Genomic DNA, 24,925 nt, shown 5'->3' on the forward strand with positions numbered 1-24,925 from the left:
GCGATCCTTTCTTTTCCTGCTACCTGTCTGCCTGCCAATGAGAGCACTCATGCGTTTACCAAGTGTTCCTGTCGTTCTGTTGTGCTCGGCGATGTTCAGTGCTGCGCTGTGCGCCGCCGACGTGCCGGGCAGCAGCGATCTCGAGATTCTGCCGCGTCTGGCCGATACGGAGATCGTCGACTACCGTCCGCTTGCCGAGCTTGAGCGGGTTTACCCGATGGGCTCGATCCGCAAGATCAGCGGTCAGTTGCGTTTCGACGGCCAGGTCAACGCGCGCGGTAATCTGACCTCTGTCACTTATCAGCTACCTGCCGAGCGGACGTCCGACGAGGCCTTCACCGCTGCCCGCGAAGCCTTGCAGCAGCAGGGTGCAGAATTGCTGTTCTGGTGTCAGGCGCGCGATTGTGGAGAAAGCAGTCTGTGGGCCAACGAGGTGTTCGGCAACGCCAAGCTGTATGGCGCGGATGACCGTCAGGCCTACCTGCTTTTGCGTCTGGCGGAACCGCGCAGTGACACCCTGGTCGCGCTCTACAGCATCACCCGTGGCAATCGTCGTGCCTATCTGCATGTCGAGCAATTCGAGTCCGCCGCGCCGCTGGGCGAACTGCTGCCGACCTCGGCAACGCTGCTGCGCCAACTCAAAAGCACCGGCAGGCTGGACCTGCCCAGGCTCGGCGGCGAGCCGCAGGATGTCTGGGTCACCCTGGTGTCCCGTGCCCTGAACCTCGACAGCAGCTTGCGCGCAACCGTGTCCGGGGCCAGCGCAAGTGCCTGGCTTGACGCACTGGTCGCCAAGGGCGTTCGCGCTGCGCGGCTGGAGACAGGGGTCGCCGAGGGTAAAGGTCTCAAGATCGACGTCATCCGCTAGGCCCTGCACGGTGATGGCGAACAACCGGGTTCGCCATTATGCTCGCTACCTCTGACCCTTTTTAGTGGATACCGCATGTTCAACAATGATCGTCTGTTGGTGCAGATTCTGCTGCTGGCGCTGTTTGGTGCCTGTCTTTGGGTGATGGCGCCGTTCTGGTCGGCGCTGGTCTGGGGCGCGGTGCTGGCCTTCGCCAGCTGGCCGCTGATGCGTCTGCTGACGCGCTGGTTCAAGGGCCGTGAATCGCTGGCAGCGCTGGTGATGTGCCTGTGCTGGATGCTGCTGGTCGCGGCGCCGCTGGTGTGGCTGGGTTTCAATCTCGCCGACCATGTGCGTGACGCAACCGGCCTGATCAAGGACATTCAGGTCGACGGCTTGCCTGATCCACCGCAATGGCTGGCAGGTATTCCGCTGGTGGGCGAACGACTGGTAGCGCTGTGGACGACCATCGACCAGCAAGGTGCGGCGTTCATGGCGACGCTCAAGCCGCATCTGGGTCAGGTCGGCAACTGGTTGCTGGCACGCAGTGCACAGATCGGCAGCGGCATTCTGGAACTGACCCTGAGCATCGTCTTCGCGTTCTTCTTCTATCGGGACGGTCCGCGTCTGGCAGCGTTCGTGCTCAGCCTGCTCGAACGGCTGATCGGGGATCGCGCCCAGTATTACCTGGATCTGGTCGCCGGTACGGTGCAACGCGTCGTCAACGGTGTCATTGGCACGGCGGCGGCCCAGGCGGTGCTGGCGTTGATCGGTTTCCTGATTGCGGGCATTCCCGGCGCATTGGTACTGGGTATCCTGACCTTTCTGTTCAGCCTGATTCCGATGGGTCCGCCACTGGTCTGGCTGCCGGCGACTGCCTGGCTGGTCTGGCAGGGCGAGTACGGTATGGCGATATTTCTGGGCATCTGGGGCATGTTCGTCATCAGCGGCGTAGACAACGTGCTCAAGCCGTATCTGATCAGCCGTGGCGGCAACCTGCCGCTGGTGATTGTGTTGCTGGGCGTGTTTGGGGGATTGCTGGCATTCGGCTTCATCGGCTTGTTTATCGGTCCGACGCTGCTGGCGGTAGCGTACAGCCTGTTGACAGACTGGGTCGGTAGTGAACGGGCGCGTACCCACTAGCTGCCAAGGTCACCGCCGCACCACGGTGAGCGGCGGTGGATCTTTTATTACGCAGCTGTGTCCAGGTACTTGCCGACTGGCGTGCTGCTCCGGGGGTCATACTTATCGAACACTTCACTGCTGGTTGCCGTGCTGCCTACGTTGCTCAGCCCGGTGGTCAGCTCATCGCTAATGGTCCCGCCGTCACCGTCGGTGTCCAGCGTTGCCAGCAGATGTTCCTGAAATTTCTAGTTGGCGGTGCTGCTGGTGCCTGACGTGGCGCTGGTCGAGTCGGTATAGCCCGAAAAACTGCTGCTTATCCCACTGACCATCGGTCTCACTCCCCTGCGATGGATACGCCTGGTCGCGGTGTACCGGCTGCGATACATAACAAAGGGTCAGCGTCGTGGCAGTTCCAGTATCGCGGTCAGGCCGCCGCCCGGTGTCTGCGCCAGGGTCAGGTCGCCGCCGATTCGACGGGCGGCCTCGCGGGCGATGCTCATGCCCATGCCGATACCGCCGGAGTTGCGGTTACGCGAGCTTTCCAGGCGGTAGAACGGTTCGAATACTGTTTCGTGAAACTCGGGCGCGATGCCCGGCCCGTGATCAACCACCGATATGCGCACGCGCTCCAGGCTGTCCTCGATCACGATATGCGCGCTACCGGCATAGCGCAGCGCATTGTCGACCAGATTCTGCAGGCATGAGCGCAACGCCATTGGCTGCGTCCTCAGTGGTTTGCATTGGCCTGCGTACTGCACGTCGTTGCCGTTGTCCTGAGCATTCTCGGCCTGTGATTCGATCAGCGCCTGCAAGTCGAACTGCTGCAAGCCTTCGTTTCGCCGATGTTCGTTGAGATAGGCGAGCGTGGCGTCAAGCATGCTGATCATGTCGTTGAGGTCCTGAGTCATCTGGCCATGCAGCCTCGGTTCCTCAATCTGTTCGACGCGTAGCTTGAGCCGCGAAAGGGGCGTGCGCAGGTCATGGGATACTGCCGCGAGCATGCGCCCGCGCTGCTGCATTTGTTCGCGGATCTTGCGCTGCATCAGATTGAATGTCTGTGCGGCCTGCCGGGCTTCCCTGGGGCCGCTTATTTCCAAAGGCGGGCTGTCGAGATTTTCACTGAGGCGCTCGGCGGCCTCGCTCAAACGCTGCACCGGGCGGGCCAGCGCTTTGGCGCCGTACCATGCGGCAATAATCAGCGTGACGAACTGAAAGAACAGCACGACCAGCGGGCCACCCGGTGGCGGCCTGTGCCGCTGTCCTCGATCGTCCTGTGCATGCTGCGCGGCGGGGCGGTCATCCGGAGGTGGGCGCATGCCGTACTGCGTGAACCAGATGAACGCCAGCAAGTGCGCGAGCATGATTGCCAGCAGCGCACCGCCGAACAGTCGGGCGAATAGCGTATCGAGCCTGCGGATCAACCCAGCTCCCTGGCATCGAATAGATAGCCTTCGCCGCGCACGGTCTTGATCAATTGCGGATTCTTCGGGTCGTCACCCAGCTTCTGACGCAAGCGCGAGACCAGCAAATCGATGCTGCGATCAAAGGCTTCGATCGAGCGGCCTCGAGCAGCATCGAGCAGTTGCTCGCGGCTCAGCACCCGGTGAGGTCTTTCGAGAAAAACGCGCAGCAGCCGGAACTCGGCGTTGGACAACGGTACAACCAGGCCATCGGCCGCTGTCAGTTGACGCAGGACGCTGTTCAGGCGCCAGGCATCGAAGCGGATGGTGGAGCGCTGATCGCTGCGTTCGTCGCGTACCCGACGCAGAATGGTCTGGATGCGCGCGACCAGCTCGCGCGGCTCGAACGGTTTGGCCATGTAATCATCGGCGCCCAACTCCAGGCCGATGATCCGGTCAGTCGGCTCGCAACGTGCCGTCAGCATCAGGATCGGGATGTCGGATGTGCTGCGCAACCAGCGGCACAATGACAGGCCGTCTTCGCCGGGCAGCATCAGGTCCAACACCACCATGTCGAAGGTTTCCTCGCTCAATGCCTGGCGCATCTGCGCGCCGTCAGTCACACCACGGGCATTGATGTTGAAGCGGGTCAGGTAATCACAGAGCAGTTCGCGAATGGCGACATCGTCGTCGACGATCAACGCACGAACATTCCAGCGCTGCTCGGTCGACGTGGCATCCGGGGTGTTGTCGGGAAGTGCTTGCATAGTGCGTCTTTCGCCTGCTTGTGCCGCCATCGCTGGCCGCTGTTGAAGATCAACGCTGCTCCTCATGCTACTTCGCCGGGAGTTGCGGCGGAAGGGTGGCGTCAGCGAGTGTCGGGGGCATTTCAGAAATGTATCCAGGCTGATACAGAAAGCCGTAGAGAGGGTTATTTATACGTCATGGTGAAACTCAACGCTCCTTTGGCCAGGCCAGGCCGGATCGTACTGTTGGCATCGGTCTGATAGAAACGGACGTGAAAGTTAAGCACGGTGTTGCCCGGACTGATTGCAGACACCGGGACCTCGGTCTGCAGCTCCATTGGCGTGATGGCATCTGCTTTGAGGACCTGGATGCCCATGCCCTGGGCAGTAGAGTCGCTGGTCAGACTGAAAACACCGCTATCGGTCGACCCTACCAGCATTGATCCCTGAACGCCATCTAGCTGGATGTGAGCAGTAGTGACGAAATCGTCGTACGTTGTCGCAACCTTACAGTGCCCCCTGTTCGATACCGTCGACCCTGCCGAAAGCATCAGAGTGGTAAAGCGTATCGAGGCCGGTGTTGCCGGTCAGTCGCTGCAAACCTTCGAACTTCTGTTCGCCTGCCAACGTTCTGGTCGCACCGTCGCTGTGAACGACCTCCAGCATCGTCGCCAACTCGTCGCTGCTGTGCGTGGCGTAACTGCGATTGATCACACTTTCTTCAGGCAGGGTGGTGATCAGGCGCGACCAGTCGTCATAGGTGACGCGACGCTCACGTATCAACGGCTGATGATCCGGGTCGTCCAGACAACTAGAATGTCAATGTTGATCCATAGCCCAAGTGCACAACGCAGTAGGGGAGTCTCCTGTGAGGTGCACCTGCCTTCAACACTTCAGCGCATCGAAATAACCCCTTGCCTGATTGCCATCACCAGCGCTGCACTCAACGAATGCACATCGAACTTGCGGCGGATGTTGCAAGTGTGGAAGTGTACGGTTGCTTCCGTGCATTCCTGAATACGCGCTATCTCCCAAGCCGTTTTACCCGCCGCTACCCATTCCAGGACTTGTCGTTCCTTGACAGTCAGCAGAACGGCGGCCTGTATGACCGGGGAGGGCGGCGTGGAGCCGGGCAGTGTTCCATTGTCGCGAAGCATGGTGAGTTCCTTTCCCTGAAGATCGCCGCACCACAATACCCGCGAGCGCCCTCCCGCGAACCTGACAGAAATAACAGCGCTCGCAGCTACACATGGCCCGTACCGTCTGGCCTGTACCACTTTTTTACAGCTTCTTTACGGCCCGCCACGGCTCTCGATCTCGTGCCTTTACACCCTCGCTACCTACACTGCCTCCATGCGGCCTGCGCCATATCGGTGTTTGCCTGATGGGGGAAATTTCAATGAGCGTTATGGATGGTATCTCTCTGTTGATGGGAGTCGGGCTGTTCATCTATCTGCTGGTGGCGCTGCTGCGCGCCGACCAGAGCCAGGAGTGATCATGCACAGTTACGATTACCTGTTGATCCTGGCCTTTCTGGTCCTGCTGTTGGCGCCTGCGCCATGGCTGGGGCGTTTCTATTATCGGGTCATGGAAGGCGAGCGCACCTGGCTGAGCCCGGTGCTAGGGCCGGTCGAGCGCGCCTGCTACCGGATATCCGGCGTTGACCCGAAAGTGGAACAGTCCTGGAAACACTACGCATGGGCCTTGCTGGCGTTCAACCTGGCAGGCTTCGTCATGTTGTTCGCGATGCTGATGCTGCAAGGCGTGCTGCCCCTCAACCCGCAGCAATTACCGGGCATGGAATGGTCACTGGCCTTCAACACTGCAATGAGTTTTGTGACCAACACCAACTGGCAGGCCTACAGCGGTGAAGCCTCGCTCAGCTACCTGAGCCAGATGGTCGGCCTGACCGTGCAGAACTTTGTCAGCGCTGCCACCGGTCTCGCCGTGCTGGTTGCGCTGTGTCGCGGTATCAGTCGTCGTTCTTCGCACAGCCTGGGTAACTTCTGGGCCGACATGACCCGTGCCACGCTCTATGGCCTGTTGCCGATCAGTATCGTGCTGGCGGTGTTTCTGGTCTGGCAGGGTGTGCCGCAGAACTTCGCCCATTACATCGACGCACTGACCCTGCAAGGCGCTGATCAAAGCCTGCCCATGGGCCCTGCGGCCAGCCAGATATCGATCAAGCAACTGGGCACCAACGGCGGTGGCTTCTTCGGCGTCAACTCGGCGCATCCATTCGAGAACCCGACCGCCTGGAGCAACCTGTTCGAGCTGGTGTCGATCCTGCTGATCCCGGCCGCGCTGGTGTTCACCTTTGGCCATTACGTCAAGGACATGCGCCAGAGCCGCGCGATTCTCGGCTGCATGCTTGCGCTGCTGTTGATCGGCGGCGCGGTGTCGCTGTGGGCGGAGTACCAGCCCAACCCGATGCTGAACATCGCCGGCGTTGAACAGACCGCACCGCTGGAAGGCAAGGAAACCCGCTTCGGCACCACCGGCACGGTGCTGTGGTCGGTCGCCACCACGGCGGCCTCCAACGGCTCGGTCAACGGTATGCACGACAGCCTCAACCCGCTGACCGGCATGGTCGCGCTGGTCAACATGATGGTCGGCGAAGTGATTTTCGGCGGTGTCGGTGTCGGTCTTAACGGCATGTTGCTCAACGTGCTGATTGCCGTGTTCCTCGCGGGCCTGATGATTGGCCGTACTCCGGAATACCTGGGCAAGAAGCTGCAGGCGCAGGAAGTCCGGCTGCTGGTCGCGACCCTGCTGGTGATGCCGGTCGGCGTATTGGTGCTGGGCGCAATTGCCGCCAGCCTGCCCGGTCCGGCAGGTGCGATCAGCAACCCTGGCCCGCATGGTTTCAGCCAGTTGCTGTACGCCTACACCTCTGCGACGGCCAACAACGGCTCGGCATTCGGCGGTTTCAGTGCCAACACCGTGTTCCACAACCTGATGCTCAGCCTGGCTATTTTCATCGGCCGCTTCGGCTACATCCTGCCGGTGCTGGCTCTGGCCGGTAGCCTGGCTATGAAGAAAGCCGTGCCGCAAGGCCAGAACAGCTTCCCGACTCACGGTTTGCTGTTCGTCACCCTGCTGACCGTCACGATTCTGCTGGTGGGTGGTTTGACCTTCCTGCCGACCCTGGCACTGGGGCCGATTGCCGAACACCTGAGCCTGGGTTTCTGAGGAACCGATCATGAACTTACCGATCAATACTGCAAAAAATGCTGCTGCGAAAGCTACCGAATCGCAGGCGACCGAGTCGGCAAAAACCGGCATCGCGGCCCTGTGGCGTCCGGCGCTGGGGCAAGCGTTCGTCAAGCTCGACCCGCGTCAGCTCAAGCGTTCGCCAGTGATGCTGGTGGTGGAACTGACCGCTATCCTGACCACCGTGCTGTGTGTCATTCCCGACCCGCAAGTGCCGACTTCGGTTTGCGTGCAGATCGCCCTGTGGCTGTGGTTCACCGTGCTGTTCGCCAACTTCGCCGAAGCATTGGCCGAAGGCCGTGGCAAGGCGCGAGCCGACAGCCTCAAGGCGGGCAGTGAAGGGCTCAAGGCACGTATCAGGAACGCAGACGGCAGTCTGCGCACAATCAACGCCAGTGAATTACGCAAGGGTGATGTGGTGCGCGTCGAAATCGGGGAAATGATTCCCGGTGATGGCGAAGTCATTGAAGGCATCGCAGCAGTCAACGAGGCCGCGATTACCGGCGAATCCGCACCGGTGATTCGCGAATCCGGTGGCGACCGCTCGGCCGTGACCGGCAACACCCGGCTGGTGTCCGACTGGCTGTTGATTCGTATCAGCGCCAACCCCGGTGAATCGACACTGGACCGCATGATCGCGCTGGTCGAAGGCGCCAAACGCCAGAAGACCCCTAACGAAGTGGCGCTGGATATCCTGCTGATCGGCCTGACACTGATCTTCCTGCTGGTGGTCATCACCTTGCAGCCGTTCGCCCACTTCGCCGGTGGCAGCCTGCCGCTGGTGTTTCTGGTGGCACTGCTGGTGACGCTGATTCCGACCACCATTGGCGGCCTGCTGTCGGCCATCGGTATTGCCGGTATGGACCGGCTGGTGCGCCTCAATGTGATCGCCAAGTCTGGTCGCGCCGTGGAAGCCGCGGGCGATGTTCATGTGTTGCTGCTGGACAAGACCGGCACCATCACGTTCGGCAACCGTCGTTGCGCGGCTATTTATGCAGCGCCGGGCGTGACCCCGAAGGAACTGGGTGAGGGTGCCTTGCTGGCGTCGCTGGCTGACGATACGGCTGAAGGCAAATCCATCGTCGAATTCCTGCGCAACCTGCACCCGATGAACGAGCCGACCCTGAGTTCGGTGACCGCCGTGCCATTCAGTGCTGATACACGTCTGTCCGGTGTGGACTATCAAGGTCATGTGTACCGCAAGGGCGCGGTGGATTCGCTGTTGGCCTTCATCAACATGCAGCGCAGCGAACTGCCGCCGGCACTGGCACGTGAAGTCGACAAGATCGCCAAGACCGGTGGCACGCCATTGCTGGTCTGCGCCAACGGTCGACTGTTGGGTGCGATCCACCTCAAGGACGTGGTCAAGCCGGGTATTCGCGAGCGCTTCGAGGAGCTGCGCAAGCTGGGTATTCGTACGGTGATGGTGACCGGTGACAACCCGCTGACCGCCGCGGCGATTGCCGCCGAAGCAGGCGTTGACGATGTGCTGGCCGAAGCCACGCCGGAGAAGAAGCTGGAACGGATTCGTCAGGAACAGGGCGAAGGGCGCCTGGTGGCGATGTGTGGCGACGGCGCCAACGATGCACCTGCACTGGCCCAGGCCGACGTCGGCATGGCGATGAACGACGGCACCCAGGCGGCGCGCGAAGCGGCCAACATGGTCGACCTCGACAGCGACCCCACCAAGTTGCTGGACGTGGTGCAGATCGGCAAACAACTGCTGGTCACCCGCGGCGCGCTGACGACGTTTTCGATTGCCAACGACGTGGCCAAGTATTTCGCGGTGCTGCCGGCACTGTTCGCGGCCATTTACCCGCAACTGGGCGTACTCAACATCATGCGACTGGCCAGCCCGCAGAGCGCGATCCTCTCGGCCATCGTGTTCAACGCGCTGATCATTGTGGTGCTGATCCCTCTGGCCCTGCGTGGCGTGCGCGTACAGGCCGCCAGTGCGGCTCACCTGCTGCGTCGTAACCTGCTGATCTATGGCCTGGGCGGCATCGTTGTGCCGTTTATCGGTATCAAACTGATCGACATGCTGCTGGTCGGACTCGGCCTTGTTTGAAGCCTGTGCTGCACGCCGGTCGGCGTGCAGCCTTACCTGATTGAGGATGTGCAGATGTCCAGTGTATTGCGTCCGGCCCTGAGCCTGATTGTATTGATGAGCCTGATTACCGGCGTGGCGTACCCGCTGGTGGTCACCGGAGTGGCGCAAGTGGCGTTTCCGGCCCAGGCCAATGGCAGCCTGCTGTATGACGAGGCGGGCAAGGTGCGCGGCTCGACGTTGATTGCCCAGTCGTTTACCGGCGATGAATGGTTCCAGTCGCGCCCCTCGGCGGGCGCGTTTGCAACCGTGGCGAGCGGCGCGAGCAACTTCGCCCCGAGTAACCCGGCGCTGGCAACACGCGTTACCGAAGACGCTGCCAAACTGGCAAACCCCGCCGATGGCCCTGTGCCGATGGCCCTGTTGACCACCTCCGGCAGCGGTCTTGACCCGCATCTTTCGCCTGAAGCGGTTGCCTGGCAGGCCCGTCGCGTGGCGGCGGCGCGTCAGTTGCCGCTGGATAAAGTACAGGCGCTGATCGACGCCAACACTCAGCGCCCGCTGGTCGGCCCACCGGTGGTCAACGTGTTGACCTTGAATATGAGCCTGAATCAGTTACCGTCTGCACCACGCAGCGCGCAGCTGTAACAGACTGCGCTGTGCCTGCAACGGATTAACTACGCTGACAGTAATAAAGAGAAGGCGGTAACCCACTTGAGTGATTCAGGTCGAGCTGATGCATTGCTGGCCCAGTTGCCCCGCGAAGGGCGCGGGCGGCTGAAGGTTTTTCTGGGTGCCGCGCCGGGCGTCGGCAAGACCTACGCCATGCTTCAGGCAGCCCACGCGCAGTTGCGTCAGGGCGTGAAGGTGCTGGCGGGTGTGGTGGAAACCCACGGCCGTGCGGAAACCGAGGCGTTGCTCAACGGCCTGCCGCAACAGCCCTTGCTGCGCACTGATTATCGCGGCATGACGCTTGAAGAAATGGACCTCGACGCGCTGCTCAAGGCAGCTCCTAGCCTGGTGCTGGTTGACGAACTGGCGCACACCAACGCGCCCGGCAGTCGCCACACCAAGCGCTGGCAGGACATTCAAGAACTGCTCGCGGCCGGCATCGACGTCTACACCACGGTCAATGTCCAGCATCTCGAAAGCCTTAACGACCAGGTGCGCGGCATCACCGGCGTGCAGGTGCGTGAAACCCTGCCGGACTGGGTGCTACAGGAAGCGTTCGATCTGGTGCTGATCGACCTGCCGCCGCGCGAACTGCTGGAGCGCCTGCGTGACGGCAAGGTTTACGTACCGGAGCAGGCGCGAGCGGCCATCGATGCGTTCTTTACCCAGACCAACCTGACTGCACTGCGCGAAATGGCCATGCAGACTGCCGCCGCGCAGGTCGATAACGATCTGGCGCAGGGTTATCGGCAGTTGGGCCAGTCCGCTCCGGCGGTGCGCGGGCGGATGCTGGTCGGCATTGATGGCGACATGCATGCCGAGCGTCTGGTACGTCACGCCAGCCGGGTTGCCCAGCGTCGCCACCTGCCATGGAGCGCGGTGCACGTCGACGACGGGCAGACGCTGGACGAACAGTCCCGCGCACGCTTGCAAAGCGCCCAGCAACTGGCCGAGCGACTTGGCGGCGAAGCGGTGTCGCTGCGTGCCGGAGAAGTCGCCAGAACACTGGTGCAGCACGCCATCGAGCGGCGTGCCAGCGTGGTGCTGGTCGGCCAGTCGCGTCGGCACTGGCGGCGCAAGATCTTCGGCGGTGGTGTTGCCGCGCGTTTGCTGCGCGAAGGGCACGGGCTGGAAATCTCGGTGCTCGACGACAGCGAAGAGCTGCCTGATCAACCACCACGAGCGCGCCCGGCTCGCGAAGTTGTATGGTTCGATTATGGCCTGGCAGTCATTGCCACGCTGATTGCCAGTCTGGTGGCCTGGGGTGTCGCGGGGGTGCTGGCGCTGCCGAACATTTCCCTGATCTTTCTCGCGGCAGTGTTGCTGGTCGCGGTGCGCAGCAGCATGGGGCCAGCGCTGGCGTGTGCCGGGTTGTCGTTTCTGGCGTATGACTTTCTGTTCATTCCGCCGAGCTTTTCCCTGAACATCCAGCGCGAAGAAGACGTACTGACCCTGCTGTTTTTCCTGCTCATGTCGGCCCTGACCGGCAAACTGGCGGCGCGTCAGCGCAGGCAACTGCAAGCGCTGCGCGATACTCAGGAGCAGACCAGCGAACTGCTCGACCTGTCACGCAAGATGACCGCTGCCACTGATGGTAAAGCGGTATTCAACGCCGCCGAGCAGCACTTTTCCGGCTGGAAGGAATTGCACCTGTGTCTGGTCGACCGCGACGGAGAGGGCGGCTGGGTGGTCGAAACGGGCGGCCCGCTGACCTTCTCGGAAGCCGAGCGTGCCGCCGCCGACTGGGCCTGGAAACATGATCAACCGGCTGGCAGCGGCACTGGTACGCTGCCTTCCGGGCGCTGGTGGTGGTGGCCGATTAGTGCAGAAGAAGGACCACTGGCCCTGCTGGGCGTCAGCGCTCGCGAAGGTCAGTCGTTTACCGACCAGCATCGACGCTTACTGGCGGCATTGACCCAACCGCTGGCGCAGGCGCTGGCCCGCGCGCAACTGGCGCAAGAGCTTGAAGCGGCGCGTCTGCACGGTGAAACCGAGCAATTGCGCAGCGCCTTGCTGGCCTCGGTATCGCATGACCTGCGCACCCCGCTGACCTCGATGCGCGGCAGTATCGACAGCCTGCTGGCGTTGGGTGAAGCGATCCCGCTGGAGGATCGTCGCGAACTGCTGGAAGGTACTCGCGATGAAGCCGAGCGCCTTGACCGCTACATCCAGAACCTGCTGGACATGACTCGCCTTGGCCATGGCGCGCTGAAGCTCGCTCGCGACTGGGTGTCTCCCGCCGATATCGTCGGCAGCGCGCTCAACCGGCTGCGTGCCGTAATGGCGCCATTGCAGGTCAGCACCCAGGTGACCGGCGAGCTGCCGTTGCTGTACGTCCACGCCGCGTTGATTGAGCAGGCGCTGGTCAACGTGCTGGAGAACGCCGCCCGCTTTTCTCCCCTCGGCGGGCGCCTGCAGGTGGCGGCGGGTGTGGTCGACAGCGAGCTGTTCTTCTCGGTGAGTGACGAAGGTCCGGGCATCCCCGAAGACGAACGGGCGAAAATCTTCGATATGTTTTACACCGCCGCACGCGGTGACCGTGGCGGACAGGGTACCGGGCTCGGGTTGGCGATCTGTCAGGGCATGATCGGTGCGCATGGCGGGCGACTGACTGTCGAGGCAGGTATCGACGGGCTGGGCACGCGCATCACCCTGTTTCTGCCATTACAGGCGCAACCAGATGCTGAAATTGAGGAGCCAGCTTGAGTCGATCATCGGTTACGCTAATGCCCATTGGCTGCATTGAAATGGCACGGTGATCATGAGTCAGACGGCAACTATCCTGGTGATCGACGACGAACCGCAGATTCGCAAATTCCTGCGCATCAGTCTCGCATCCCAGGGCTACAAGGTACTGGAGGCCGCGACAGGGGCGGACGGGCTGACCCAGGCAGCGCTGAACAAGCCGGACCTGCTGGTGCTCGACCTTGGCCTGCCGGACATGGACGGCCAGCAGGTGCTGAGCGAGTTTCGCGAGTGGTCGGCAGTGCCCGTGCTGGTGCTTTCGGTACGCGCCAGCGAAGCACAGAAAGTCCAGGCGCTGGACGCCGGCGCCAACGACTACGTGACCAAGCCGTTTGGCATTCAGGAGTTTCTGGCCAGAATCCGCGCACTGCTCAGGCAGGTGTCGGGCAGCGACAAGCCCGAGTCTGCCTTGCGCTTCGGCCCGCTGACGGTGGATCTGGCCTACCGCCGCGTGCTGCTCGATGAGCAGGAAGTGGCACTGACTCGCAAGGAATACGCGGTGCTGGCGCAGCTGGCACGGCATCCGGGGCGGGTCATTACCCAGCAGCAATTGCTCAAGGACATCTGGGGCCCGACACACACCGAAGACAGTCACTATCTGCGTATAGTGGTCGGGCATTTGCGCCAGAAACTCGGCGATGACCCGACCGCGCCGAGGTTTATTATCACTGAGGCAGGGATCGGCTATCGATTGCTCGCCGACAGCTGATGACGCGAAAATGAAAACAACGATTCTGGCGCCCCGGTCACGGCACTTTTGCCAAGCCGGATCGTCAAAGCCGCACACTCCCTGATGACTCCTGAGGTAACACCCCATGAAAGCCCTGATCTGTCTGCCATTGCTGGTTCTGGTTCTCGCAGGTTGTGCCGGCAAGACCGGGTATCGGGACAGCTGCGCCACTCAGCTCGACGCCGCCTGGCATGAACTCGACCTGGCCAAGGCCGAAGGCTTCGCCGGTACCGTCAGCTACTCCAAGGCCCTGTCGCTGCTGACCGGCGCCAAGACCCAGCAACAGTTCGAAGCCTTTGAAGGCTGCACCGAAAAATCCGAAAAAGCCCGCTTCTACATCCGCGAATCCCGCGCAGGTCGCTGATAGCTGATCCTGCACCGCGTTGCACCTTCCATCGCCGACACGGAGCGTCGGCACGATAGTTGAGATTATCGTTCCTCACGCTCCAGCGTAGGAGCGCCTTGCGTGACGCTCCGCGTCGCAACTCTGTGCCGCTCCACACATCATGAGCGGACGCAGAGCGTCCAGAACCGCATCACATCAAATCCCTACCTCCTTTAGCGAAACGGCCTACGCTCAACATAAAGTGTTCGGACGTTTTGCATCGTGCGCAGTCCCACAGTCATACAGCCGTTGTCGGAGGGGGCTTTTCGATGGGTAGAAAACTCGATGCGTGCCTGAGCGCCATCAATGAAGTGGTGCTGGGCAAGGAAGCGCAGGTACGACTGGCCATGACCTGCCTGATCGGCGGCGGACATTTGCTGATCGAGGATTTGCCGGGGATGGGCAAGACCACCCTCAGTCATGCCCTGGCGAAGATTCTCGGCCTGAGTTATCAGCGCATTCAGTTTACGTCCGACCTGTTGCCCGGCGACATCCTGGGCACATCGGTGTTTGATCGCGACAGCGGGCAATTCACCTTTCATCCGGGGCCGATTTTTGCCGAACTGGTGCTGGCCGATGAAATCAATCGCGCTACGCCAAAAAGCCAGAGCGCGCTGCTGGAAGCCATGGAGGAAGGCCAGGTCTCCATCGAAGGCGCGACCCGTCTGCTGCCCGATCCGTTTTTCGTGATTGCGACCCAGAACCCGTTCAGTTCTGGCGGAACCTTTGCATTGCCCGAGTCTCAGCTCGACAGATTTCTGATGCGCATTTCCATGGGCTATCCGGCCAGAGCAGCGGAGAAAGCCTTGCTGCTCGGCGAATCACGTCGCGAGCTGTTGCCGCGTCTGCAACCGATTCTGGATCACGCACTGCTTGGGCAGTTGCAGGCCGAAGCGCGGCAGGTTCGGGCCAGCGATGCGCTGGTCGATTACGTGCTGAGGTTGGTGGACGCGACGCGCAGCCAGCCGCAGTTTGCCTACGGGCTGTCGCCCAGAGCGAGCCTGGCAATCCTGGCAGCGGCGCGTGCCTGGGCGATGTTGCTCGGGCGCGACTACGTGATTCCCGAAGACGTGCAGGCGGTGCTGCCCTCGGTAGTCGGCCACCGGCTGCGCGAACGCAGCGATCCGACCGGGCATGGCGGCGGGGCGCTGGTGCAATGGCTGTTGCGCGAGGTGCCGGTCCTTTGATCCAGTCGTTCAGACCGCTTTGGCAGCGCTGGCTGGCAAAACGCATTCCGCCGGCGTCGCGCATTGCGCTTGATCATCGGCGCATCTTCATTATGCCGACGCGCACCGGCATGATCTTCATGCTGGTGTTGGTGCTCATGCTGCTGGTGGCGATCAACTACCAGAACAGTCTGGCGTATGGGCTGACTTTCCTGCTCATGTCGATCGGTGTGCTGGCAATCCTGCACACCTACCGCAACATCAGCGGTCTGATTCTCAGCGCCGGTGTCGCACGCTCGGTGTTTGTCGGCGAACCGGTGCAGCTGCGTCTGCGTCTGGAAAGCGCCGGGCAGGCGCATCATGCTCTCGGATTGGGATGGACCGCGACCGCCCTGCAAGCGGGCGATGTAATGCCGCGCGGGCTGACTGATCTGGAGCTGACCCTGCCCGCCGAAAAACGTGGCTGGCTGCACGCACCCCGATTACGCATCGAAAGCGTGTTTCCACTGGGTATCTTTCGTGCCTGGAGCTGGCTGGACCTGGAGCAAAGCGCCCTGATCTATCCCCGGCCATTATTCGGCGCGATGCCTCTGCTCAAGGGCGTGCAGCCTCACGCTGAAGATGACGGCCAGGCGACCCGTGGCGCAGGCGTCGATGATTATCAGGGCTTGCGCACTTACCAGCCGGGCGACAACCGCGGTCGTCTGCACTGGAAAGCGTATTCCCGGGGCCAAGGCCTGTTGGTCAAGGATTTCACCGACCTGAGTGGTCATGACCTTTGCCTGGATTTCATGGCGCTGGGCGGTGATATCGAAGAGCGACTTTCGCGCCTGTGTTACTGGGTGCTGGAGCTGTCGCAACGGCGTCAGCCATTTGCCTTGCGTCTGCCGGGCTTTCTGTCGACGGTGGACAGCGGCGACGCGCACCGCGAAGCCTGCCTGCGCGCACTGGCGCTGTACGGTCGCCGGTCATGAGCAGCACCGTCGTGGTGAGCTCGCCGATTCCGCGCGTCAGTCTCACTTGGCTACTTCTGGCCCAGGCACTGGTGGTGTTGCCATTCGCACTGCATGTGCCGGTCTCGATCATGATTCTGTGGCTGGGCTGCACATTCTGGCGGGTTCGGGTGTTCCGCATGCGTGCCCGCTTGCCTGGCAACTGGGTCAAGGCCGGTTTGCTGGTGGGCACCGCCGGTGGTGTGTACCTGGCACGTGGCAGCCTGGTCGGGCTGGACGCGGGCGCGGCGCTGCTGGTGGCGGCCTTCGTCCTGAAAATGCTGGAAATGAATAACCGTCGGGATGCACGGGTGCTGATCTTTCTCGGCTTTTTTTGCGTGGCCGTTGGTTATTTGTTTGAAGACAACCTGTTGTGGGCGCTTTTCAGTCTGTTGCCCGTTGCCGCACTGCTGGCGGCGTTGATCGGCCTGCAACAGTCGGACCTGGCGGGTAAATCATCAGACTCGCTCAAGCTGGCCTTCAAGCTGATGGCGCAGGCAGTGCCGCTGATGCTGCTGTTGTTTCTGTTCTTTCCGCGTCTGGACCCGCTCTGGTCGTTGCCGCAGCCAAGCAACAAGGGCTTGACCGGTCTGTCCGACAACATGGCACCGGGGGACATGGCCGAGCTGAGCAAGTCGCCCGCACTGGTATTTCGTGCCAGTTTCGATGGCCCGATACCCGCCCGCAATCAGCTGTACTGGCGCGGGCTGACGCTTGAGCAGTTCGACGGCCGTCGCTGGTCACAGTCGGCACGAGCGCAGACGGTGCAGATTCCGCAGTGGGAAAAGCGCGGCGAGCCGCTGGCCTACAGCATCGTTATGGAGGCCAGCGGTCGGCCCTGGCTACCGAGCCTCGACATCGCCGAGACCCATCTGCCGGAGGTGCGTCAGATGAGCGACTTCCGCTTGCAGCGCAGGCGGCCGGTCGAGCAGTCGTTGCTGTATGTCGTCCAGTCCTGGCCGCAGAGTATTCGTGATCCGCAATCCAGCGAGCAGATTCAGCGTCAGGACCTGCAACTGCCTGCGAAAGGCAACGCACAGGCCCGCCAATGGGCCGATGAGCTGCGCCGTCGTTATGCCAGACCGGAAGACCTTGTTGCGGGCATGCTCGCGTACTTCAGCGACCAGCCGTTTCATTACACGCTAAAGCCGACCACGCTGGGCAACGACAGTATCGATGAGTTCCTGTTTGCCAGCCGCCAGGGTTTCTGCGCTCATTACGCCGGAGCCATGACCTTCGTGTTGCGTGCGGCCGGCATCCCGGCGCGCGTGGTAGCGGGTTATCAGGGCGGTGAACTCAACCCCGACGGGCAGTACCTGACCGTGCGCCAGTTCGATGCTCACGCCTGGGTCGAATACTGGCAACCTGGAATCGGCTGGCGCAGCGTCGACCCGACCGCAGCCGTAGCACCGCAACGTATCGAACAAGGCCTGGAACAGGCGCTGGCAGCGGACGAAGCCTTTCTGCAGGATTCGCCCTTGTCGGCCCTGCGTTATCGCAACGTGCCCTGGATCAACTCGCTGCGCCTGGGCTGGGACAACCTCAACTATGGCTGGCAGCGCTGGGTGCTCGGCTACCAGGGACAACAACAGTTACAAATTCTCGGGCGCTGGTTTTCCGGGTTTCAGGCGCCGGTTTTTGTAACGGGCATCGTGTTATCACTGGGCCTGATCGCACTGTGGCTGGTCAAACCCTGGCTGCGCGAAAGCGATTCGCAGTTGCGGTTGTTCAACGCATTTGAACGCATGCTGGCCCGTCATGGTCTGCGTCGTATGCCGGGTGAAGGCGCTGATGCGTTCTGCCAGCGTGCGGTACTGTATTTTCCGCAGCATGCTGACGCGATCAGAGACTTTGTCCGGGAGTTTCAGGCACAGCGTTACGCTGGACGACTGTCGTCGCCAGGCCGTCTGCGAAGTGCATTGCGGGTACTGCGTCGTCGTTTGCCATGGAGGTTATCGGCTGTCAGGGAAAGGCATTCATGAATGTTGTCGAAGGGGAATTGCATGTCGTCAATGGTCGACCATCTGGTCGCTGAAGTGCTGTCACTGGATGTCAGATTGCTTGCGTGTCAGGCACGCCTTGCGGCGTCGACCGACAGCGAGGCGCTGCATGATTTGCGTACCACGTTGCGCCGCTTGCGCAGTGTGCTGAGGCCGTTGCGTGATATTTCCGGTGCGACGCAGCTGGAAGACGCAGCAAAAGCGGTTGGTCAATTGACCACGCCGCTGCGTGATATGCAGGTGCTCGCTGCGCTACTGGAAAAGAACAGTGCGCAAGACGAGCGTCTGCGTGAGGCTGCCCTCAAGCGTAACGAGCATCTGAGCCGTGCCTGCCCCAACGTCGCCACTTCACCTGAACTGAACCGCTTGCTGACGCTGCTTGACCAGTTCCCGACCATGCTCCGTGTGCAGCAGCGTCAGGGCATGCTGCGCGGCCTGCGCAAGACCATCGAAAAACGCATGGACAAGCAGTGGCACAAACTGCGTGTTGCCATCGCCGAGCCGGGGCACGATCGACACGACTTGCGGCTGCTGATCAAGCGTGTACGTTACGCCGCCGAGGCCTATCCGGAACTCAGCCATCAGCCGAAAAACATGCAGGCGCGGCTCAAGTCCGCACAAGGCGAACTGGGCGACTGGCACGATCATTTGCAATGGCTGGCGCAGGCAGAAACCCAGGCCGATCTGGCGCCGTGCATCCCCGCCTGGCAGGTTGGTATCGTGCGCGCAGAGCGCAAGGCCGAGGCATCACTCAAGCGTCTGGCCAAGGCATGCTTCTGATTCGGCAGGCCATGCAGCGTTTTTAGCCATAAGGCGTCATTCAAGCCGCAATAATGGCCGATACAAGGTATGCGAGTCGGTAAGAGGATGGTTACCATCCATCCCTGGATTTTGCACCGCTGGAGTGACCATGACTTTTTCCGAGCTGATCAATGCTGCCCGCGACAACCCGCGCTCCGTGACTATTCCTGCCGAATGGTCACAAGGGCGCGCCTGCTTTGGCGGGCTGATGGCGGCGCTGACCTATGAGGCGATGCGCGCGCAGGTGCCGGAAGGGCGGCCGGTCCGGTCACTGGCGATTACCTTCGTCGGACCGGCAGCGCCCGGCATACCGATTGCCTTCGAGGTCGAGATTCTGCGCCATGGCAAGGCGGTCAGCCAGGTACTGGGGCGCGCCATGCAGAACGGCGAAGTCATGACGCTGATTCAAGGCAGCTTCGGTGCGCCTCGGGAGTCGATGATTGCCGTGACCGCTGCGCCTGCGCCTGACCTGAAACCCGTCGAGCAGTGCCCGGAACTGCCGTTTGTCAGTGGTCTGATGCCTGACTATCTGCGCTTTATGGACATTCGCTGGGCGCTGGGTGGCATGCCCTTCAGCAACACCCAATCACCGGCGATTGGCGGCTATGTGCGGTTTCGTGATGAGCAGCAGGCCAGTCCGATGAGCGAAGCGCGCATCCTGGCACTGGTCGACACCTGGCCACCTGCGGTATTGCCGCACCTCGACAAACCGGCGCCCGGCAGCTCGCTGACCTGGACCATCGAGTTCGTCCAGCCACAGCCAGCGTTCGATAGCCTGCAATGGTGCCGCTATCGCGCCGTCATCGAGCATGCACGCGATGGCTATGGTCACACTGCCGCAGCGCTGTGGGACCCGCAGGGCGAGCTGATCGCGATCAGTCGCCAGACAGTGACGGTCTTCGGCTGATGCTTTTCGTTGGCCAGAGCAATAGTCGGAATCAATGGTCTGCCTGCTTGAACTGAACCACCAGCGCTGCCACAGCCCCAACCACGCCAATCGCAGTCGACGAAAGGCTTTCTGAAAACAACCCGTTGAGGATCAGCAGGGTCGCCAGGATAAACAGCGGGATGGCGATCAGGTAAAGGATCAGGCTGGCAGATTGGTCCTGACTGTCGGCACTCTCGGGCCATGGATTCAGTTGCAGGTCGGGACGTTGCTTGTTCAAGGTGTTTTCCTCTTCAGGGCGACGTTCCGTGTGCCGTTTTGGTGACTGAAGAGTAAGCCCGCCCCCGATCACCCGCGAGTCAAGCCTGTCTATCGAAGCGATAGCCTGTTACAGCCTGAGCTGGCCGATGGCTTTGCTCAGCTCGCCTGCCAGAGTCGCCAGTTCACTGCTGGTGCTGGCAGAGTCCACGGTCTGGGTCACGGTGCGTTCGGTGACGTCGCGAATGCTGACCACGGCACGGTTCATTTCTTCTGCAACCTGACTCTGCTGTTGGGCGGCGACCGCAATCTGCGTGTTGCTTTCGCGCATTTGCGCCACGGCATCGGCGATGGCCGCCAGCGCGTCACCGGCCTCGCGGGCCTGCTGCACGCACTCATCTGCCTTGAACGAGCTGTCCTGCATGAAATCCACGGCGTCGCGGGTTCCGCTTTGCAGTGCCGACACCATGCCGGTGATCTCGTCGGTAGAGGTCTGCACCCGCTTGGCAAGGTTACGTACTTCATCAGCCACCACGGCGAAACCACGACCCATTTCCCCGGCGCGGGCGGCTTCGATGGCCGCGTTCAGGGCCAGCAAATTGGTCTGCTCGGCAATACTGTGAATCACGCTGACCACGCCGTTGATTTTCTGGCTATCGTCGGCCATGCGCTGAATCATTTCGGCAGTCTGCTGCACGCCGCTGGACAGCCCGGCGATGGAGACCTGCACGCGGTCGACTACGGCCTTGCCGCTGCCGGCCAGCGCATCGGCGGTCTGCGACTGATCGCGGGTGGTGCTGGCGTGTTGCGCAATGTGATGGACCGTGGCGGTCATTTCATTGATCGCGGTGGCGACCTGATCGGTTTCGCTCTGTTGACCGAGCATTCCCCGACGCACATCGCTCATACCGGTCGCCAGATGCGCTGCGCCGAGATCAAGACGGCTGGCGGTTTGCGAAACGGTGCTGACCACCCTCTGGTAACCCGCCTGCATGGCATTGAAGGCTTTGGACATTTGCCCGACTTCGTCGTCGCTGCGGTTGGCAACCCGGGCTGACAGGTCGCCGGTTTTCTCGACGTGCAGCATCACGTCCTTGAGGGCATTGAGCTGGCTAAGCAAAAAGCGGATCAGCAACTGCGAAGCGCAGAGCATCAATAGCATCAGTACGAAGACGGCTATCGCGTAATGCACAAAGCGATGTTTCAAGACCTCCAGGGCGGTGGGCGCAAAGGCCAGCACCGCCATCTGCTGACCGTCGCTGCGAGCGACCCATTGCGCACCGCTCAGCAGTCTGTCGCCGAGTGGCGTGTTCAGCGTGACCCAGCCCCGGGCATTGGCCAGTTCCGGCAACGGGGTGCCGTTGAACATTGGAGTTTGCCCCTGAATGAAGATCAGCAGCGCGGGGTCGGAGGGCAGCGTCTGACCGGCAGGCCAGGCGGCGAGCAGGCGTGCCTGAGTCTGTGCCGCTTCACGCGAGGTTTCCATACGTGCCTGCTGCTCCAGATGCACGGCATACAGCACCAGCAGCAGGGTAGTGATGAAGGCGACCGCGTTGACGGCCCAGAATTTGTATTTGAGAGACAGGTTGCTAAGCCATGAGCCCATGAGTGGTCTTCTTTGAGGGACGTGTAAAAAGGAGGCAAGGTGCTATCACAATGCCTCAACCCTCAAAGTGGCGCTTGATGCGGGTCAAGAAAGCGGCAGATTTTCATCCACTGGGTGCTCAATAATCGGCAAAGCGAAAAACGCGCGCGCGCAGGCAGTGCTGTGACGCGCCAGATCTTCCTGGCTTTCGCCACGGTGCAAGGCCACTTCGCGCAACACTTCCGGCAGATAGGCGGGCTCGTTACGACCGTTTTTCGGCTTGGGCCGCAGGCTGCGCGGCAGCAGATAAGGCGCGTCGCTTTCCAGCATCAGTCGGCCGCGAGGGATATTACCCACCAGCGGATGCAGGTGGGTGCCGCGTCGCTCGTCGCAAATCCAGCCGGTGATGCCGATGTGCAGATCGAGGTCGAGGTAGCTGAACAGCGCGGCGCGCTCGCCTGTGAAGCAGTGCACCACAGCGGCTGGCAGGCGGTCACGATAGTCGCGGAGGATCTCCAGTAGACGCTGGTTGGCATCCCGCTCATGCAGAAAAACCGGCAGCTGCAGTTCCACCGCCATGGCCAAATGCGCTTCGAGGACTTTTTCCTGCTGCAGGCGAGGGGAGAAGTCGCGGTTGAAATCCAGCCCGCATTCACCCACTGCCCGAACGCGATTTTCCTTGAGCAGGGCATGCAACTGTTGCTCGCTGTCAGCGGTCCAATCACTCGCCGAATGCGGATGAATGCCTGCTGTGCAGAACAGCTGTTGCGCGCTTTCATCAAGCTCGTGACACAGCTGCAAGGCCTGTTCGCTACCCTCGACACTGGTGCCGGTCACTACCAGTTGCGCGACGCCTGCGGCGTAGGCACGGTCGAGTACCGCCTGTCGCTGCGAGGCGAAGCTTGCGTTGGTCAGATTGACGCCGATGTCGATGAGTTGCATGGTGCTACCTCCAGCTGAAGGCTGCCGAGCATACCAGAGCTCCGGCCACAATAAGAAAACGCTGGGTATTCAAGCGATTGAGCCAGACGGTTCAACGATATCCTTCGCTGTTCGACGCTGCTGCGTGACCTCAAGATTTCCTTTTTCCTGTTTCTTTCCGGCTTTGCCCTGGGGAAGTGAATGATCCGATCCGCGCTTGTGTCTTGCCTGTGCCTGTTGCCGCTTTTACCTCTGCATGCGTCTGCTCGCCAGACCGGTCCCGAGGCTGTGCAGCACACTACGCAGGCGCGTGATCTGGCGGCCATTCGCAGCAGCAAGGTGCTGCGCGTGCTGGTCAACCAGAGCCGTAACAGCTCCGGCGACGTCAAAGGCCAGGAAATCGGCGTTGAATATCATCGTTTACAAGCGTTTGAGCAGTACCTCAACAGTCACGCCCGCGACGGGCAGAAGATCACGTTCAAGATCATCCCCAAGGCCAAGAATCAGTTGCTGACGGCGTTGCAGCGTGGCGAGGGTGATCTGATCGCGCCCGGCGAGCTGCTGGATGTCAGTACCGCCAAGGGAATACAGGCTACTGCGCCGATCATTCGTGATGTGCCGCTGGTACTGGTCGGCGTTCGTGGCCAGCGCAGCCTTAGGCGTGTCGATCAATTGTCCGGGCGTACCTTGAGCCTGCCGACCGGCAGCGCTGCTGATGAGGCGCTGCATCAGGTCAATCGGCAACTGGAACTGCGCAAGTTGCCGCTGGTGAAAATCGATTGGGTTGATCCAAGCCTGGCGGTCGAAGACGTGCTGGAAATGGTCCAGGCCGGGATCTATCCCATGACCCTGGTCGAGCAACCCATCGCCGAGCGCTGGGCGAAGGTCATGCCCAGGCTGCGAATCGACCGTGGCCTGACGCTGCAGACCCAAGGTGACGTCAGCTGGTTCGTGAGTGACAAGGCACCGCTGCTGCGCGCCAGCGCCGATGATTTTCTCAGAAGCTACAAACCGTCAGTGCAACAGGACCTGGCGTTCCAGAAGGCTTACAAAAACACTTATCGGGTCAACAATCCGCTAGTGCGCAACAACCTGCAACGCCTTGAACAGTTGCGTCCGATGCTGCAACGCCATGCCGATGCGCAGGGCATGGACTGGCTGGACCTCGCCGCGCTGGCGTTCAAGGAGTCAAAACTCGATCCGTCTGCCAAGGGCAGCGGCGGCGCAACAGGTTTGTTGCAGATCACCCCGTCAGCGGCGAAAAGCGTCGGCGTGCCAAGCATTCAAAGCGCTGACGACAATATCCGGGCAGGTTCGCGTTACATGGCGCTGATCCAGCGCAAGTATTTCGCCAGTAACAAAGTCAACGAACGCGAGCGCATGGCGTTCGTCATGGCGGCCTATAACCTTGGCCCGGAGCGCGTGCAAGGCATGCGTGAGGAAGCGCGGCGGCGCGGGCTCAACCCGAACCAATGGTTTTTTCAGACCGAGCGCGTGGCCATGGAGCAGGGCGGTGCCAATGTCGTCGCCTTTGTAAACAGCGTGAACAAGTACTACCTGGCGTTTGATCGTGAACGTGACTCGCTGGAAAAGCAGGGTCCAAAAAAACCAGTAGCGCGTTAGTGATCGAATATATCGATGCTTATGCGCCGTTATTTGCGGTTTCTACATGAGCTAATTTGATTATGATGGCGCCACTCCCACTTAATCAGTCACGGAAATTCCACGCATGAACACAATGATCAAATCGGTTCTTACGACTCGCGCTGGCTATGGCCTGACCCTCCTGCGCGTCATCGTCGGCATCGCGTTCATCGCGCACGGCAGTCAGAAATTGTTTGGCGCCTTTGGTGGTCATGGTCTGGAAGGCACCGCGCACTACATGGAAAGCCTCGGTCTGACGCCTGGCTACCTGATGGCACTGATGTCCGGCAGCGCCGAATTCTTCGGTGGTCTTGGCCTGCTGCTGGGTTTGCTGGCGCGTCCGGCTGCGGTGGTGGTGATTCTGTTGTTGCTGGTGGCGATTTTCACCGTGCATATCCATAACGGTTTCTTCATGGCCAACAACGGCTACGAGTACGCGCTGGCATTACTCGGTGGCGCCCTGGCGGTACTCATTGAAGGCGCAGGCAAGCTGTCGCTGGACCGCGTCATCGCCCGCTAACCGTCTACGCTTCAACCACGAGGCCCGCTTCCCTGCGGGCCTCGTGCGTTTGCAGGCACCCGCCATGAATGACACTGCCACGCTTGGCAATTGACAATGAATGGGGCGTTTCTCTAGGATGCGTGCTCAAGCGCCGATTTAACAACTACTTGCGGGGCGCCTGACAAGGCTCAAGTCTTGTCGAAATACCGCTAAAACGTTGGTTCGGTGTTGCCTCTCACCGCTGCCCAGCGGAGCTTTCG

At 61.3% G+C, this 24,925-nt stretch carries 22 protein-coding genes and 3 pseudogenes; 16 read left to right on the top strand and 9 right to left on the bottom strand.

Annotated features, from left to right (window positions below; translation table 11 throughout):
* Positions 1 to 49 precede the first annotated feature (49 nt).
* Both N018_RS09320 and N018_RS09325 read left to right on the top strand, forming a co-directional pair.
* The gene (locus N018_RS09320; RefSeq protein WP_024647147.1) at positions 50 to 868 is read left to right on the top strand and encodes a DUF4892 domain-containing protein; all 819 of its coding nucleotides are present in this window, start codon (positions 50 to 52) and stop codon (positions 866 to 868) included.
* Between the two features lie 75 nt (positions 869 to 943).
* Positions 944 to 1,990, top strand: coding sequence for an AI-2E family transporter (locus N018_RS09325; RefSeq protein ID WP_024647148.1), 1,047 nt, complete (start codon positions 944 to 946; stop codon positions 1,988 to 1,990).
* A 95-nt stretch (positions 1,991 to 2,085) separates the two neighbouring features.
* Here the strand turns inward: N018_RS09325 and N018_RS27990 are convergent.
* The 6 genes and pseudogenes from N018_RS27990 to N018_RS09350 form a co-directional block, all read right to left on the bottom strand.
* Positions 2,086 to 2,301, bottom strand: a pseudogene (locus tag N018_RS27990) (EF-hand domain-containing protein); the annotation flags it as partial.
* A 66-nt stretch (positions 2,302 to 2,367) separates the two neighbouring features.
* On the bottom strand, positions 2,368 to 3,393 hold the full coding sequence (locus N018_RS09330; protein ID WP_024647149.1) for a sensor histidine kinase: 1,026 nt from the start codon (positions 3,391 to 3,393) through the stop codon (positions 2,368 to 2,370).
* Positions 3,390 to 4,139 (bottom strand): response regulator, encoded by a 750-nt coding sequence (locus tag N018_RS09335; RefSeq protein ID WP_024647150.1) that lies wholly within the window; start codon positions 4,137 to 4,139, stop codon positions 3,390 to 3,392. The genes N018_RS09330 and N018_RS09335 overlap by 4 nt, the downstream gene beginning before the upstream one ends.
* Positions 4,140 to 4,303: 164 nt before the next feature.
* Positions 4,304 to 4,681 (bottom strand): annotated as a pseudogene (locus N018_RS09340) (fimbrial protein); the annotation flags it as partial.
* 22 nt (positions 4,682 to 4,703) lie between these two features.
* Positions 4,704 to 4,895: pseudogene (locus N018_RS09345) on the bottom strand (hypothetical protein); the annotation flags it as partial.
* A 116-nt stretch (positions 4,896 to 5,011) separates the two neighbouring features.
* Complete coding sequence (locus tag N018_RS09350; protein WP_024647153.1) at positions 5,012 to 5,275, bottom strand: helix-turn-helix domain-containing protein; 264 nt, start codon at positions 5,273 to 5,275, stop codon at positions 5,012 to 5,014.
* A 242-nt stretch (positions 5,276 to 5,517) separates the two neighbouring features.
* Between N018_RS09350 and kdpF the strand changes: the two genes are divergently transcribed.
* The 12 genes from kdpF to N018_RS09410 all read left to right on the top strand — a co-directional run bounded on the left by kdpF (position 5,518) and on the right by N018_RS09410 (position 19,776).
* Positions 5,518 to 5,613: a K(+)-transporting ATPase subunit F gene (kdpF, locus tag N018_RS09355; RefSeq protein WP_003406089.1), complete on the top strand. Its 96-nt coding sequence runs from the start codon at positions 5,518 to 5,520 to the stop codon at positions 5,611 to 5,613.
* A 2-nt stretch (positions 5,614 to 5,615) separates the two neighbouring features.
* Positions 5,616 to 7,310: a potassium-transporting ATPase subunit KdpA gene (gene kdpA / locus N018_RS09360; protein WP_025389401.1), complete on the top strand. Its 1,695-nt coding sequence runs from the start codon at positions 5,616 to 5,618 to the stop codon at positions 7,308 to 7,310.
* A gap of 10 nt (positions 7,311 to 7,320) precedes the next feature.
* A complete protein-coding gene (kdpB, locus tag N018_RS09365) occupies positions 7,321 to 9,399 on the top strand; it encodes a potassium-transporting ATPase subunit KdpB (protein WP_025389402.1) in 2,079 nt (692 codons plus the stop codon).
* Between the two features lie 54 nt (positions 9,400 to 9,453).
* The gene (kdpC, locus tag N018_RS09370) at positions 9,454 to 10,026 is read left to right on the top strand and encodes a potassium-transporting ATPase subunit KdpC (RefSeq protein WP_024647156.1); all 573 of its coding nucleotides are present in this window, start codon (positions 9,454 to 9,456) and stop codon (positions 10,024 to 10,026) included.
* Positions 10,027 to 10,092: 66 nt separating this feature from the next.
* Entirely contained in the window at positions 10,093 to 12,756 is a 2,664-nt protein-coding gene (locus N018_RS09375) for a sensor histidine kinase (RefSeq protein ID WP_024647157.1), read from the top strand.
* Positions 12,757 to 12,811: 55 nt separating this feature from the next.
* On the top strand, positions 12,812 to 13,504 hold the full coding sequence (locus tag N018_RS09380; protein ID WP_025389403.1) for a response regulator: 693 nt from the start codon (positions 12,812 to 12,814) through the stop codon (positions 13,502 to 13,504).
* 106 nt (positions 13,505 to 13,610) lie between these two features.
* Complete coding sequence (locus N018_RS09385; RefSeq protein WP_003316607.1) at positions 13,611 to 13,889, top strand: lipoprotein; 279 nt, start codon at positions 13,611 to 13,613, stop codon at positions 13,887 to 13,889.
* 290 nt (positions 13,890 to 14,179) lie between these two features.
* On the top strand, positions 14,180 to 15,097 hold the full coding sequence (locus tag N018_RS09390) for an AAA family ATPase (protein WP_024643319.1): 918 nt from the start codon (positions 14,180 to 14,182) through the stop codon (positions 15,095 to 15,097).
* Positions 15,067 to 16,050 carry a DUF58 domain-containing protein gene (locus N018_RS09395; protein ID WP_024643318.1) on the top strand — a complete coding sequence of 328 codons (984 nt, stop codon included), beginning with the start codon at positions 15,067 to 15,069 and terminating at the stop codon, positions 16,048 to 16,050. The genes N018_RS09390 and N018_RS09395 overlap by 31 nt, the downstream gene beginning before the upstream one ends.
* Entirely contained in the window at positions 16,047 to 18,050 is a 2,004-nt protein-coding gene (locus N018_RS09400) for a transglutaminase TgpA family protein (RefSeq protein ID WP_025389404.1), read from the top strand. The genes N018_RS09395 and N018_RS09400 overlap by 4 nt, the downstream gene beginning before the upstream one ends.
* A gap of 21 nt (positions 18,051 to 18,071) precedes the next feature.
* Complete coding sequence (locus N018_RS09405; RefSeq protein ID WP_025389405.1) at positions 18,072 to 18,848, top strand: CHAD domain-containing protein; 777 nt, start codon at positions 18,072 to 18,074, stop codon at positions 18,846 to 18,848.
* Between the two features lie 130 nt (positions 18,849 to 18,978).
* Positions 18,979 to 19,776 carry an acyl-CoA thioesterase gene (locus N018_RS09410; RefSeq protein WP_024643315.1) on the top strand — a complete coding sequence of 266 codons (798 nt, stop codon included), beginning with the start codon at positions 18,979 to 18,981 and terminating at the stop codon, positions 19,774 to 19,776.
* 31 nt (positions 19,777 to 19,807) lie between these two features.
* Here the strand turns inward: N018_RS09410 and N018_RS09415 are convergent, their stop codons facing one another.
* The 3 genes from N018_RS09415 to N018_RS09425 form a co-directional block, all read right to left on the bottom strand.
* On the bottom strand, positions 19,808 to 20,035 hold the full coding sequence (locus tag N018_RS09415; RefSeq protein ID WP_025389406.1) for a hypothetical protein: 228 nt from the start codon (positions 20,033 to 20,035) through the stop codon (positions 19,808 to 19,810).
* 108 nt (positions 20,036 to 20,143) lie between these two features.
* Positions 20,144 to 21,619: a methyl-accepting chemotaxis protein gene (locus N018_RS09420; protein WP_025389407.1), complete on the bottom strand. Its 1,476-nt coding sequence runs from the start codon at positions 21,617 to 21,619 to the stop codon at positions 20,144 to 20,146.
* Between the two features lie 84 nt (positions 21,620 to 21,703).
* Positions 21,704 to 22,540 (bottom strand): TatD family hydrolase, encoded by an 837-nt coding sequence (locus tag N018_RS09425; RefSeq protein WP_024643312.1) that lies wholly within the window; start codon positions 22,538 to 22,540, stop codon positions 21,704 to 21,706.
* A 180-nt stretch (positions 22,541 to 22,720) separates the two neighbouring features.
* Here N018_RS09425 and N018_RS09430 point away from each other — a divergent pair, with 180 nt between their 5' ends.
* Together N018_RS09430 and N018_RS09435 are read left to right on the top strand one after the other, a co-directional pair.
* On the top strand, positions 22,721 to 24,142 hold the full coding sequence (locus N018_RS09430; RefSeq protein WP_024643311.1) for a transglycosylase SLT domain-containing protein: 1,422 nt from the start codon (positions 22,721 to 22,723) through the stop codon (positions 24,140 to 24,142).
* Between the two features lie 106 nt (positions 24,143 to 24,248).
* A complete protein-coding gene (locus N018_RS09435; protein ID WP_025389408.1) occupies positions 24,249 to 24,683 on the top strand; it encodes a DoxX family protein in 435 nt (144 codons plus the stop codon).
* The last annotated feature ends 242 nt before the right edge of the window (positions 24,684 to 24,925 follow it).

This window comes from Pseudomonas syringae CC1557 (assembly GCF_000452705.1).
Lineage (GTDB): Bacteria > Pseudomonadota > Gammaproteobacteria > Pseudomonadales > Pseudomonadaceae > Aquipseudomonas > Aquipseudomonas syringae_F.